The sequence below is a fragment of the Bacillus sp. JK62 genome, assembly GCF_053663455.1.
In genome coordinates this window covers 1-13,056 of sequence record NZ_JBSJQA010000004.1, presented here as the reverse complement: position 1 = coordinate 13,056, position 13,056 = coordinate 1, and the positions used below count along the sequence as shown (strand labels likewise).

Annotated in this window: 12 protein-coding genes and 1 pseudogene; 6 read left to right on the top strand and 7 right to left on the bottom strand. The window is 42.5% G+C overall.

Going from position 1 to position 13,056, the window contains the following annotated elements; all coding sequences use genetic code 11:
• Positions 1–2 precede the first annotated feature (2 nt).
• The 5 genes from galE (at position 3) to ACWJJ4_RS11175 (ending at position 5,964) form a co-directional block, all read left to right on the top strand.
• A complete protein-coding gene (gene galE, locus ACWJJ4_RS11195; RefSeq protein ID WP_173612660.1) occupies positions 3–995 on the top strand; it encodes a UDP-glucose 4-epimerase GalE in 993 nt (330 codons plus the stop codon).
• Between the two features lies 1 nt (position 996).
• Positions 997–2,496: a UDP-glucose--hexose-1-phosphate uridylyltransferase gene (gene galT / locus ACWJJ4_RS11190; RefSeq protein WP_454021655.1), complete on the top strand. Its 1,500-nt coding sequence runs from the start codon at positions 997–999 to the stop codon at positions 2,494–2,496.
• A gap of 51 nt (positions 2,497–2,547) precedes the next feature.
• Complete coding sequence (locus ACWJJ4_RS11185) at positions 2,548–3,660, top strand: glycoside hydrolase family 53 protein (RefSeq protein WP_454021654.1); 1,113 nt, start codon at positions 2,548–2,550, stop codon at positions 3,658–3,660.
• 285 nt (positions 3,661–3,945) lie between these two features.
• A complete protein-coding gene (locus ACWJJ4_RS11180; RefSeq protein ID WP_146283625.1) occupies positions 3,946–4,419 on the top strand; it encodes a MarR family transcriptional regulator in 474 nt (157 codons plus the stop codon).
• 132 nt (positions 4,420–4,551) lie between these two features.
• Positions 4,552–5,964, top strand: a complete 1,413-nt coding sequence (locus ACWJJ4_RS11175; RefSeq protein ID WP_454021653.1) for an MDR family MFS transporter — start codon at positions 4,552–4,554, stop codon at positions 5,962–5,964.
• A 99-nt stretch (positions 5,965–6,063) separates the two neighbouring features.
• Here the strand turns inward: ACWJJ4_RS11175 and ACWJJ4_RS11170 are convergent, their stop codons facing one another.
• The 7 genes and pseudogenes from ACWJJ4_RS11170 to ACWJJ4_RS11140 all read right to left on the bottom strand — a co-directional run bounded on the left by ACWJJ4_RS11170 (position 6,064) and on the right by ACWJJ4_RS11140 (position 11,756).
• Entirely contained in the window at positions 6,064–6,345 is a 282-nt protein-coding gene (locus ACWJJ4_RS11170) for a putative quinol monooxygenase (protein ID WP_077722075.1), read from the bottom strand.
• Positions 6,346–6,455: 110 nt separating this feature from the next.
• Positions 6,456–7,376: a class A beta-lactamase gene (bla, locus tag ACWJJ4_RS11165; protein WP_454021672.1), complete on the bottom strand. Its 921-nt coding sequence runs from the start codon at positions 7,374–7,376 to the stop codon at positions 6,456–6,458.
• A gap of 319 nt (positions 7,377–7,695) precedes the next feature.
• Positions 7,696–9,024 carry a Kelch repeat-containing protein gene (locus ACWJJ4_RS11160; RefSeq protein WP_454021652.1) on the bottom strand — a complete coding sequence of 443 codons (1,329 nt, stop codon included), beginning with the start codon at positions 9,022–9,024 and terminating at the stop codon, positions 7,696–7,698.
• 196 nt (positions 9,025–9,220) lie between these two features.
• On the bottom strand, positions 9,221–9,592 hold the full coding sequence (locus ACWJJ4_RS11155; RefSeq protein WP_326360145.1) for a hypothetical protein: 372 nt from the start codon (positions 9,590–9,592) through the stop codon (positions 9,221–9,223).
• Positions 9,593–9,878: 286 nt separating this feature from the next.
• On the bottom strand, positions 9,879–10,652 hold the full coding sequence (locus tag ACWJJ4_RS11150; RefSeq protein ID WP_172614600.1) for a hypothetical protein: 774 nt from the start codon (positions 10,650–10,652) through the stop codon (positions 9,879–9,881).
• Positions 10,653–10,960: 308 nt separating this feature from the next.
• Positions 10,961–11,391: pseudogene (locus ACWJJ4_RS11145) on the bottom strand (hypothetical protein).
• A 2-nt stretch (positions 11,392–11,393) separates the two neighbouring features.
• On the bottom strand, positions 11,394–11,756 hold the full coding sequence (locus ACWJJ4_RS11140; protein WP_454021651.1) for a hypothetical protein: 363 nt from the start codon (positions 11,754–11,756) through the stop codon (positions 11,394–11,396).
• A gap of 519 nt (positions 11,757–12,275) precedes the next feature.
• Here ACWJJ4_RS11140 and ACWJJ4_RS11135 point away from each other — a divergent pair.
• A partial coding sequence (locus ACWJJ4_RS11135; RefSeq protein WP_454021650.1) for a ribonuclease YeeF family protein occupies positions 12,276–13,056 on the top strand: 781 nt, incomplete at its 3' end.

The window sequence follows — 13,056 nt, the reverse complement described above, 5'->3', positions numbered from 1 at the left end:
CCATGGCGATTCTCGTTCTCGGCGGAGCCGGCTATATCGGTTCTCATGCGGTTGATCAATTAGTAAACAAAGGATTTAAAACGATAGCTGTGGATAATCTCCAGACAGGCCACCGGAAAGCCGTTCATGAAAAAGTCGTTTTTTACCATGGAGATATCCGTGACAAACCGTTTCTTCGCTCTGTGTTTGCGAAGGAGAACGTAACAGGCGTTCTTCATTTTGCCGCTCAATCCCTTGTCGGCGAATCAATGAAAGACCCTCTTTCATATTTCAATAATAATGTGTACGGTACGCAAATTACGCTGGAGGTCATGCAGGAATTCGGGGTGAAACACATTGTGTTTTCTTCATCCGCCGCTGTTTACGGCGAACCTGAAAAAGTGCCCATCACAGAAGACATGCCGGAAAAGCCGGAAAGCGCATACGGCGAATCAAAACTCATGGCAGAAAAAATGCTGAAGTGGTGCGATACCGCTTGCGGCATAAAATATGTCTCACTTCGGTATTTTAACGTTGCCGGCGCGAAAACGGACGGTTCCATCGGAGAAGATCATCATCCGGAAACCCACCTTATCCCTATCCTTTTACAAACCGCGCTCGGTCAGCGCGAGGAGGTTTTGATATTCGGCACTGACTATGATACAAAAGACGGCACGTGCATCCGCGATTATGTTCATGTTTCCGATTTAATCGATGCCCATATTCTCGCTCTGGAATATTTGCAAAACGGCGGAGACAGCGGCATTTTCAATTTAGGATCAAGCAGCGGGTTTTCCGTATCAGAAATGGCGGAAGCGGCCCGGCAAGTGACCGAAAGAGACATAAAAGTAAGAGCGGCCGCAAGAAGACCCGGTGATCCAAGCGCCCTCATCGCTTCCAGCGATAAAGCGCGGAACATTCTCGGCTGGAATCCGAAACAAACGGACATATCGGAAATCATTGCGTCAGCATGGAATTGGCATCGGCATCATCCTAACGGATACAAGGACAAATGAAATGGAGGCGGCGGTCATTGACGTTTTTGAATCAGTGGCAGGGTTTCTGAAAGAAAGCACTGTCTTAGGCGACATAAATGGAACAGATGTGATTTATACAAGAAACAGACTTCTCGATCTGCTCGGACTGACGGATTATGCAGAACCGAAACGTATCAAGAAACAAAACAGGCTTCACTATGTGGACGAAATGGTGAAAGACGCGGTAAAACGGTCAATCATAAACGATACGCCGGCTGAAAGAGACATGCTGGGAAGCAGAATCATGGACGTGATCACACCGGCCCCTTCTCTGATCAATGCCGCCTTCAGCGAATTGTTATCAGATTGCCCGAAAAAAGCAACAGATTATTTTTACCGACTGAGCCAAAACAACGACTATATTAAGACGCGGGCCATTCGAAAAAATATCGTGTACCGCTCAATAACACCTTTTGGGGAATTGGACATCACCATTAATCTATCAAAGCCCGAAAAAGACCCCAAAGACATCGCCGCGGTAAAAAACAGTCCGGAAAACCGGTATCCGAAATGCCTGCTCTGTATGGAAAACGAGGGGTATGCCGGAACACCGCATCACCCCGCCCGTTCAAACCACCGCATCATCAGGCTTGACTTAGCGGGAGAACAGTGGGGGTTTCAATACTCTCCTTATGCGTATTACAGCGAGCATGCCATCTTTCTTTCAAGCGTGCACAAGCCGATGAACATCAGCCGCGACAGCTTCAGAAGGCTTCTGGCCATTACGGAAATTTTCCCGCATTATTTCGCGGGATCAAACGCAGACTTGCCGATCGTAGGAGGTTCCATTCTTTCTCACGATCATTATCAAGGCGGCGCCCATGAGTTTCCGATGGCAAAAGCGGGTTCCCTCTACCCTTTTCATATGCGTCATTTTCCAGACGTTCAGGCCGAAACCGTGAAGTGGCCGGTATCAGTGATCCGCCTTCGCGCAAAAGATCCGGATTTGCTGACAGATGCCGCTGCGTATGTTTTTGAAAAGTGGCGGGAATATTCAGACGAAACCGTCAGCATCATCGCGAAGACAAATGAACCCCATAATACCGTCACCCCGATTGCCAGACGCAGGGGAACGGATTTTGAAATTGATCTCGCTCTCAGAAACAACCGCACCTCCGAAGAATATCCGGATGGCATTTTTCACCCGCATCAAGACGTTCATCATATCAAAAGAGAAAATATCGGTCTGATTGAAGTGATGGGGCTCGCCGTTTTACCTCCCCGCCTGAAAGATGAGCTGGCAGAAGTGAAAAAGTATTTACTGAATGAACCTCATGACATCAAAGACATTCATCTTCCGTGGGCTGAAAACATCAAAGCGGATAAAGACGTGACACCGGAAAATGCAGCCGCTGTTTTACAAAAAGAAACCGCGAATGTATTTTTACGCGCGCTGACCGATGCAGGCGTTTTTAAAATGACACCCGAAGGAATTCAGGCGTTTCAGCGTTTCACGACGTTATTGGAGAATGACAGCTGAAACATTCAGAGTGAAATCAATCAACAATCTTTTTTATCAGGAGGTATTGTGATGTTCAAAAACCGATTGAAACGTGTATTTGTAAACGCAATCTGTCTTTCTCTCATTTTCACCGCTTTTACATTTCTTGAGAAGTCTCCTAAAGCAAAAGCGGATGCCTCGTTTGCCTATGGCGCGGATATAGGATGGCTGAAACAAATGGAGGATGAAGGTGTGCGCTGGCTGGATGACGGCGGGAAACAGAAAGATGCCTTGCAGATTCTTAAAGATCACGGAATAAATGCCGTGAGACTGAGAGTGTTTGTGAATCCGCCGAGCAGCTATTATTGGCTGAAAGACGGCACAACATGGACCATGCTCGGCTATAGTGACAAAGCGGGCGTACTTGCGGCGGCCAAAAGGGCAAAAGCGTTAGGAATGAAAGTAATGGTTGACTTCCATTACAGTGACGTGTTCGCTGATCCCGGCCACCAGATCAAGCCGAACCAATGGACCGGCTATTCAAACAGCCAGCTGCAGGCAGCCGTGTATAACCATACGTACGATGTCATGAAAGAACTTAAAAATCACGGCATCTCCCCTGATTGGGTGCAAGTAGGAAATGAAATGAATTCAGGAATTTTACTGCCCGACGGCAGCACGAGAGATTTCAGCAAATTGACCGGCTTACTGAACAAAGGCTATGACGCCGTGAAATCCGTCAGCCCGGCCACCAAGGTCATCAGCCATTTGGCACACGGCACGGACAACAGCCTATTCAGATGGTGGTTTGATCAATTCTTTAAAAACGGAGGAAAAACCGACATCATCGGCGTTTCGTTCTATCCCTATTGGGAAGGTAAGCCGTACTGGGAGCTCACCGGCCATTTATCATCTAATTTGAATGATATCGCCTCACGCTATAACAAGGAAGTCATGGTGGTTGAACTGGGCGGAGATGAAAATAATCCGAAAGATTCCTACTGGACCATAAAAGACACCATAAAACTGGTGAAAGCCGTTCCGAACGGCAAAGGAACCGGCGTATTTTACTGGGAACCCGAAGCTCACTCCAGCGTTCTGTCAGACGCGTATCCATTAGGCGCAACCGCCAAAGTGTCTAAAAACGTCTTGAAATACACAACCGCAATTGACGCTTTTCATGACGCCGCAACAGGAAAATGATTGATGCAATTCTAAAGCAGGCTCTTTTCGCAGCCTGCTTTTTTGTAAGGCTGCAGAGTTGGCCTGTTATGAAAAAGAGCAAGTAACGAATACGGAAAGAAACATACCCGAAAAACCACGTTTCGGTTAAAAAACCGCTTTTTAAATAAAAAACTTCTTCTGTTCCCCCTCCTTCTTATTTCTGCGCACTATCTCTCAGTTCCTAAATAATAACTTTACGATTGTTGAAAAAGAAACAAACATTTTATAATATTGTGTAAGCACCACCGAGCAGGAGGACGGGCCATGAACAAAAAAGAACAGCTCCTCACGGATTTCAGGGACTTTTTTAACAAGATGGTGTGGCTGAATAGGCTGAAGATGGAAGAAAGCCTCAAGGGGCATAAACCTTCTGAAGTGCATTGCATCGAATTCATCGAAAAAATTGAAGACGCCAATGTGACAAAACTTGCGGAGTCCCTTTATATGACAAGAGGCGCTATAAGTAAATTAACGAAGAAGCTTATCAATAAAGGCCTTATCGAAAGCTATCAGAAGCCGCTTAACAAGAAAGAAATCTATTTCAGGCTTACCGAGCAAGGAAAAGTCATTTATAAAATTCACGAGGAATTGCACAAAGAGTTTCAAGAACGGGACAAAATCGTGTTTGAACAAGTAACTGATGAACAATTTGACACAATGCTGAGCTTCGTGGAAACATACAGCAGGCATTTGGATTCAGAAATAAAGAAACTTGGTGCAGACATCAAATCGGAATAAAACCATAGGCAGCCCCGCTCCATGAAAACGGGCTGCCTTTTTATATCCCTCTTATTGTTGACAAAGAAACAAAATCACTCTATTATTTTGTTGACAAGGAAACAAATACAGCAATTTTGAGAGGAGAATAATATGTCAACACATAAAAGAAAGGAACTTCGGCTGCCAAAAGAAGTTCTCACAGCCGCCTGGGCTATTGCACTGGGAGCAATTGCTCCAATGCTTGACTCTACGATGGTAAACATCGCCATCGCCAAACTGACCAAAGACTTCAACACAACATTGGATACCATTCAGTGGTCCGTTACAGGCTATATGTTAGCACTTGCGATTGCAGTACCCGTATCCGGCTGGCTTATGAATAAATATAACGGTAAGAAAATCTTCATCGGCTCAGTCATCGCCTTTGGTGTCATTTCTGTTTTTGCGGGAATGAGCCGTGACGTTTCCAGCTTCATCTTCTTCCGTTTGCTTCAAGGATTCAGCGCCGGCATTATCACTCCGCTTATGTCAACACTCTTGGTTAAAACGGCAGGTCCGGAAAACCTGGGAAAAGTGATGGCAATTGTCAGCACCCCTATGATCTTCGGCCCGATCTTAGGACCTGTCATCGGAGGCTTCATCGTCCAAGGCGCTTCATGGCATTGGATTTTTTACATCAACGTGTTCATCACTTTGATTGCCGCACCGCTTATGATGAAAACCATTCCAGACTTTGAACCATTCAACAAAGATCGTAAACTCGATATTTTCGGGATTATCAATTTGTCATTAATGAGCGCGGCATTGATGTACGGTATTACGAAAGCGGCGGATCATGCATCATTTAACAATAGCGACACCATTTTATGGGCGGGCATCGGTCTTGTTTCAGCAGTCATTTATCTTGTATATAATATGATCAAGAAAAACCAAACCGTGCTGCCTATGAATTTGTTTGCAAACAAGAGCTTCTTAGCATCTTCGATCGGGTTGTTCTTAGCGAATGTTGCCATCATGGGGCCGATGTTAATACTTCCGCTGTTTTTTCAAGACATTCGTCATTTCACGGCAGTCGGAGCAGCACTCGCTTTAATCCCTCAAGGAGTCGGAATGCTCGTGACTCGTCCGCTGATCGGAAAAATGATTGATAAGATCGGTGCGAAATACGTGGTTACGGTCAGTCTTGTTCTTTCGCTGATCGGATCTATCCCGCTTATTTTTATCACCGATAACACAAGTATGATTTGGATTTCCGTCGTATTATTTATCCGCGGCACCAGTTTTGGAGGAATTATGCTCCCATTAATGAGTGACGCTTATACAGGTCTTGACAGCAAACGGCTTCCGGAAGCAGGTGTCGGTATTCATATGATTGAAAACCTCGGTTCCAGCTTTGGGTCAGCTGTGATCGCAACCGTTACCGCAACTGTCATACAAGGATTGCAGCCAACGATTCCGAACAGTTTAAAAGGCTACCATGCCGGATTCTTAGTATCCGTCATCATCCTTGCGGCCATCTTCATTCCAAGTCTGTTCCTTACCCATAAAAAGACTGTGATATAAAGAACTTTTCAAAGAAAAAAACCCTTGCGCAGCAAGGGTTTTAATGAATGAAACTGATGATTGTTACCGGCAGAGTCGGCCAACAACAGACAAAGCCTTTTACTCACTCACATTGCTTTTCATTAACCATTCTACTTCCGTTAATTCTTGTTTTTGAACGTCTTTTGTGTGTTTTTTCGTAAAATGGACTTTAACAGCTTCTTCGTTTTCCCAAATCTCCCAAAGCATAATTTTGCGTTCTGATGGTTCAAGCGGATGAGCATGGAACTGAATACAGCCTTCTTCTTTGTTCGTTTCTTCCTCAAGTTTTTTGAATTCCTTCATTATTTCATTAAGGTCTTTATCACTGATGATTTTTAAGCATGCCGTTATGTAATGCATCGAAACTCCCCCTCTTCCCATCATTTTATGGCTTTACATTATAACATCGAAACCGGCATACCGCATTCTCAACATATAAAAAACCGTCCATAAAAAATGAACGGCAATGTTTATTTAAGATCATTAAGAGCGACTTTTGCAGCCTCAGCGATAAGAGCATTATGATAATCGGCATCTTCCGTAAATCGGTTTGACAGGATTGCCAAAACGATTGGAGCTCTGTCAGGCGGCCACACGATCGCAATGTCGTTTCGCGTCCCGTAACTTCCGGCTCCGGATTTATCGCCGACTTCCCATCCTGCAGGAGCGCCTGCCCGAATCAGTTCGTCGCCGGTAGCGTTGCCCCGCATCCAATCCGTTAAGATCGTGCGCTTGTCAGTCGTGAGAGTGTTACCTAAAGTGAACGCTTTAAGATCAGTTGCCAGTGCCTTTGCTGTGCTTGTGTCACGACGATCCCCGGGAATCGCAGAGTTTAGATCCGTCTCGAATCGATCCGCTTTCGTTACATGATCCCCGATCTGTTTCAGTGATTTTTCGAAACCTTTAGGGCCGCCAAGCTGCTGCAGCAATAGGTTCCCGGCAGTATTATCGCTGTAACGGACAGCGGCTTCTGAGATTTCTTTCAGGCTCATGCCTGTATCCAGGTGTTTTTCTGTGATTGGAGAATATGTAACTAAATCGTCTTTACTGTAGCGGATGATGGCATTAAGTTTTTCATTTGAGCTTTTCTTCAGAACAGCAGCTGCGGCCAAAACTTTATAGGTTGATGCGTAAGCAAACCGTTCATTCGGCCGATAGGCGATTGTCTTGTTTGAACCTGTATCAATCGCATAAACCCCAATCCTGGCATCAAATTTTTTCTCAAGCTGAACAAATTTTTTGTTCGTTGTACAGCTTGTCATTTTTGTGTCTTCTATGGATTTTGCTTCAGCGTGCGTAGAGCCGAATAAAGGGCTGAAACCGGTAAAGCTTAAACATAAAAGTCCAATGCATAGTCCAACTTGTATTCTCGCTTTATTTTTCACACTCAGGCCTCCTCATTATAATGTTTTTGTATACATCTTCTAATTAACATTACAAACAGGATGAAAGTCAATATATTTCCTGTGAGATGTTTTCCGTGACAGTTAGGAAATCAGCTGAAATTTTCAATTAAAACACTCGCTGACGGTAAACAACCAGAGTCAATCAATCGAGCAGAAATGTTTACTGCCCCCACGAAGGCGGTCAAAGCCCGCAATTTAACGTTAGATTAATAGATAATACTCTAACAGGAAAGATCCTCGGCTCAAAAGAGCATTAACCATTTAACAAATAATTTGAGGTGATTTTATGTAAATCTGTTTTTTGTTAAGAGGTTTTGTTACTCTGATTACTGCTTTTATTCGTTGAATACTCATTCACTTCAAAAGTAAGGATATTCTTAAAAATAACATGATCTTTTCTGTTCTCAAACGGACCAATATTATTGTCGTGTTTGTCCACCTCGTATCTAGAAGGGCCTGTTCCCGAGTCTTTTTGATCGTACCAGTTAACGAAACTATTTAACTCTTCCATCGAAAGATCAAATTCTTTTTCAAGTCCGTTTGTCATTGTTATAGTAAGGATAGCTCGATCAGCGTGCCCTTCCTCAGGAATATTGCCACCAGAACTCGGATCTCCCAAGTTGTCATCTGGGTTTTTCTCTGTATACACCTGAACTGTTTTCACCATACCTGATGTATCTACAGCAATAGAGCCACCTTTAGTAGTTCCCCCGATAATAAAAATATTATTTTTTATTGTCGCCGCACCTGCAGCTACTCGAGAACTGGTTAGATTTTGAAAATCGTTAACTGTATTTGCAACAGGGTCATAAATTACTGAACTATTTGATGCTTTTTTACTTGAATCTGATCCTCCCATTAAATAAATTTTATTATTGTAAACCGTAGAAGCTATATAGCTTAATTTATCCCTCAAAGAGTATTTAAAGGTCCAATTATCAGTTTTGGGATCATACTCAAAAATGCTATTACTAAAACCACTTTTATTTTCGCCACCAATAGCATAAATTTTCTCTTTTACTGTTGCTGTGCTTAAAGCTCTTAATGGAATCGGCAGAGAACTTTTTTCAGACCAGGTTTTAGTATCAGTATTGTAAATATAAGTGTTGGAAGTTGGACCTTCACTAGGATTAAATCCACCTATTAAATAAATATCCTTCCCTATAACTGTTGCAGATGATCCCGTTAGAGGTTTAGGTAATTCTATACCTTTTGTCCATGAATCTGTGTTAATGTCATATACTTCAACAGTTTTTAAATAGGTCTTCGAACCAGAATTATCCTCGCCATAACCTCCGATTACATAGATTTTATGATCAACAACTGCAATAGCTGCACCTTCTCTCCCTTCATTCATAGAAACTTTTTCAATCCATTTATTTTGTTTAGGATCATATACATAAATTTGGTTTTGAACTTTGCCGTTATTATTACCACCAATTACATAGATTTTACCGTCAATAACCGCAGTACTAAAAAGAGATAGTTCCTTTGGTAAATCCTCTTTACCTTCCCAAGTTTTCACTTCAGTTTGATCTGCATTTTGAGCTTCTACTGATGCAGTAGTAGTGAGTAACGCACTTAAAAAAATAAGAAACAAAACTATAAGTATGTTTTTCTTCAAAAAAATCACTCTCCGAAAAGTTAATCTAGAAAAGAACAATACTATTATCGGTAAATTTTTAAATTTATTTATAAAGAATGATCTTTGATCTTTACTTTGTAAAGTATTAGTTCAGCTACCTACCTTTTTATAGACCTGAAACCTTCTATACGCATTTTTCCGTTTTTCGGAACATTACCACCAGCAATCCAAATTCTTTACCTTTTTATTCGGATTGGGATAGATAGCCGCCAGCGCACCCGCTTGCATCTGTTTGGACAACAGCTGACCAACAATCTTCCACTTTAAAAAAGGGCGTCAGCAATTCTTTCCTTATCCCAACACTTACCTCTCCCTCAGCTTCTTGAACGATTGCGTATTCTTCTGGCAGCGCATCAATTAAGCGAGGATCAGTAAGAATCGTCCTTTGATATGCGTCTCTTCTGTCAGCACCTCGGCGGGCGCCGGGCTGTCTTCCGTTCTGCAGCCATTCAAGAGTGAATGCAATATCGCTGATCATGCTACTGATCATCTTTTTGTCGTTGATCTGTTCAGCCGTCAGATTGACTTCAGCCGTATCTTTGTAGAGCCGGTACATTTTTCTTATTTCTCTTAATGCTCATTTGTACTCAATGATTAAATCCTGCATTCTGATTCCTCCCTTATTTGCGCTTAAATGCGCCGCCCTTGCCTCGTTTAAGTATTTGCATGTTCGTCTCATCATTTGTTGCCAGAAACGATCTGAGCGCTCTGCGTGTTATTATTGGGCTTGTTCTTTTTCTGCTTCATGTCATCCCTCCGCTCAAATAAAAAACGGACACCAAACAAACAGCGCTAATGCTGTAAGTTCAGTGTACGCAGGCTTTCCGTCTTGGACTTAGATATTAAGATCTTCTCTTTGGTTTTTTTATAGATCGCTTACCTTTTTCTAATAGATAATTATAAAAAAGTGTTTCCAGCAATTTGTAATTTTTATTATAACTTGATTTGTTGTGAAAAGAATGTATTGTTGTAAAAACCATAGATCCTAATACAATTGTACTAATCCCTAATATAACCCATAGCCACATGGCTTGATTAAATTCTTCTTGTCTAAAATATGTCTCTTCAACAGCACTATTAATAATAAGTGTAAAAAAACTGGTAATCATTGAAACAAAAATAGTAGGAATGATAATTTTTAAAAAAGTTGTTACAGAACCTGCTTGTCTATCTTCATTACTTGATTTCAAATAAGGTAAAAGATACTTCTCTATTTGGTTTATATTAAATTTACGAGTTTCCAGATGTTCTTTAAAAGCTTCATAAATTTTTGCTCTTCTTAAAAGATAGATTTTACTATAGCCAGATAACAATGCAAACTTAGTTAAGGCCTTCCTTATACTAAAAAAAGCGATAATTAAACAAACCCAGGAACTAGCTACTAATCCAATTAAGAACGTTTTTCCCTGAAGGTAATGATATAAGACAAAAACACATAATATTAAAGCGATTAAATAAAATATTAATTTACAAATTAGTACAACAAAAATCCTATTCTTTTGGACTTTTTCTTCTTCTTCTTTTAAAAAGGGTGAATCAATATAAAAGTATTTAAATTTCTTAACCCTACTCACTTCCTGATAAAGCTTGAACAGTTCATTTTCAACATCTATCATAATGTCACACCACCTCTGTACATTCTTACGAAGAGAATTATTAAAAAGATTCACTTTTTTTAGGAAGTGACCAAGGTTAGTGATATCCTATTCCTTATGGGAACAGAACCTAGAAGCCAGCAATAATCACCTCTTTTTCTCCGTATACTTATCAATATCTTGAAAAAACGCCGGGGCCGTGAATGCAATGATTGCACCTATTAATGTGATGTTCGCTTTCATGTCCGGCCTATATTCGTACTGAAAATAAAAACCAGAATCCTAACCCCATCAGCAGAAAAACTATTCTCAGCGCCATCGAATCCCCCTTATTTGATTTGAAATTCAGCTGATTCAAATGTTCCGATATAGTTCCTCTTGCCGGAATCAGAATAACAGTCCAACTGAATGACATAGGTTCCTTTCCCGGTCTTATTCCGGATCGTTTTCACGTTGAATGATTTCAGAGGCGTTGCCGTTCTGAAGCTACCCCGTTGCACTAAATTCGTATCAGTCAGCCCACTGCCACTGCGCTTCTTGTATACGCCGGCCGTGTAATAAAGTGTTCTTGATCCTTTTTTCTCGGCTTTCCAGTCCACAGTGGAGGCGCCGGCCTTGTATGTCGCGGTATACATGGCCGGCCGCTCCACCCGAATTCATTTTGCCATCTGGACCATGCGGCGGAAGCAGGCGGCGCAACGGCCGCCGCTCCCGGAAGTAATACTGCTGATAGAATGATTGATTTGAATTGTTTTTTCAATTTTAATGCTCCTCCTGCTTTTTATATTCTGCTATTTCCTTAGGGGTAGCCTTTCGGACTCCGTCTGTGTCTGTCCTGTTTGCCACTTGAGCGCCTTCCATGTTTTTTATCTCGCTGACGACTCCCAAATGCTCTAAATACACATGATCACCAATCTTGAAACGATTCAGTTTGGCCCGCTCCTCGGTCATGCTCCTGTATTCAGTCGCGGCTTTCATTTTTAATTCAGCCAGACACATTTGACAAAGGGTTACTGTTACAGAATTGCCGTTAAAATCAGTAAACGAAACCGATCTGACAGATTCCTTTCCCGGGTGCATCGTGCATGTTTTCTTCATAGGCGATGGCCGTGTAAATTCAATCATTCCGCTTCCTCCTCAAAAAAAGTCTTTTCGTCCCTCTGACATAACTCGGATGAATGGGAAGTTCCATACACCCGCATTCGAACTGTCACAACACATGGAGATTGCCTTTCCTTCGCCGTCTGACAGATTTTCCTACGTCCTACATAGCTGTAAGCCTATATTCCTTTATATTCCCAATGCCCGCCGCACTTCCCTGTTAAGATGAAGTTTTTAAAGCTGTTGACCAGTTGCCCAGGTTGGTTCCATGCGGAAAGCCGTTTGGGCCGCCGTATCCCAATTCATTCGGGTGAATTTCAGCCCTCTAATATGTGTGTATGCTTTTCAAAGGAGGTGCGTCACATGATGTTCTAACAACCGATTCAACCCAAAGCTAACTCTACCCCAATTCCCGATCTTAAAATAAGTAAATTTACCCAGAACAAATTAATCATTTTGCACTTTCAAAATACTTATTTGGCTTTTCCTTCATTCTTCCATGGTAATATCTTGTTAAAGTATTTCGTATGAAAGGATATGGTCATGAGAGTTTTCGAAGCAACCACCCTCCTCGCCGCCGCCAAACAGCGTGCGAGTGAATACAAAGAACTGCGCGGCCAGATGGTCAATCTGAAAAAAGCGTTTCAAGGTATGGCTGACCTCGGTGACAGCGACTTTTCAGGCCGGGGCGCTGACAACATCAAAGCCTTTTTCCAAGACCACGCCGGCGTCACAGACAGCTGGCTTGATCTGATCGACATGAAAATCGCATTTCTCACAAGCCTTCCCGGCAAGGTCGAAGATGCCGGACTTTCCAGTTCACATGTGGAGGAATCTTTCCTGGAGCATGAACTCACCCACGCCCTCAGCAAATCAAAGGCGATGATGGAAGGGCAAAAAAAGGACATGGGGTCCATCCTCAGAGAGATCGAAGACATCATCTCGCTTGATCTGTTTTCAACGGAAAGCACGGATCAAAAGCTGTCTTCAGCTGACAAAAAAAGAAGCGAAACGATACATAAACTCGGCAAACTTGATCACGATCTTACGAAAGAATACGCAGAAACCGAAGCGAACGAACAGTTCATCCAAGCCGACTTTGAGCAGCTTCAAAACGCTACGGGCAAAGGAAAAAACGCCACGCCGCTTCACTACAACGCCAAGGCGTACCGTGAAAGCGACACCCATAAGAAAAAAGGCGAGATTGCAAGACATTCGGATGCTTATTTGACGATTAAAAAGGAAGAGGCGAAAGAGCGTGAAATCAAGGATCTGAAGAAAAAGCTGGCCGATGGTGTCACCGATCCGGATGAGTATTTGGAAA

Excerpts from the sequence above, each read along its gene's own strand:
- galE (WP_173612660.1), top strand. The coding sequence starts at position 3 with ATGGCGATTCTCGTTCTCGGCGGAGCCGGCTATATCGGTTCTCATGCG.
- galT (WP_454021655.1), top strand. The coding sequence starts at position 997 with ATGGAGGCGGCGGTCATTGACGTTTTTGAATCAGTGGCAGGGTTTCTG.
- ACWJJ4_RS11185 (WP_454021654.1), top strand. The coding sequence starts at position 2,548 with ATGTTCAAAAACCGATTGAAACGTGTATTTGTAAACGCAATCTGTCTT.
- ACWJJ4_RS11180 (WP_146283625.1), top strand. The coding sequence starts at position 3,946 with ATGAACAAAAAAGAACAGCTCCTCACGGATTTCAGGGACTTTTTTAAC.
- ACWJJ4_RS11175 (WP_454021653.1), top strand. The coding sequence starts at position 4,552 with ATGTCAACACATAAAAGAAAGGAACTTCGGCTGCCAAAAGAAGTTCTC.
- ACWJJ4_RS11170 (WP_077722075.1), bottom strand. The coding sequence starts at position 6,345 with ATGCATTACATAACGGCATGCTTAAAAATCATCAGTGATAAAGACCTT.
- ACWJJ4_RS11155 (WP_326360145.1), bottom strand. The coding sequence starts at position 9,592 with ATGTACCGGCTCTACAAAGATACGGCTGAAGTCAATCTGACGGCTGAA.
- ACWJJ4_RS11150 (WP_172614600.1), bottom strand. The coding sequence starts at position 10,652 with ATGATAGATGTTGAAAATGAACTGTTCAAGCTTTATCAGGAAGTGAGT.
- ACWJJ4_RS11140 (WP_454021651.1), bottom strand. The coding sequence starts at position 11,756 with ATGATTGAATTTACACGGCCATCGCCTATGAAGAAAACATGCACGATG.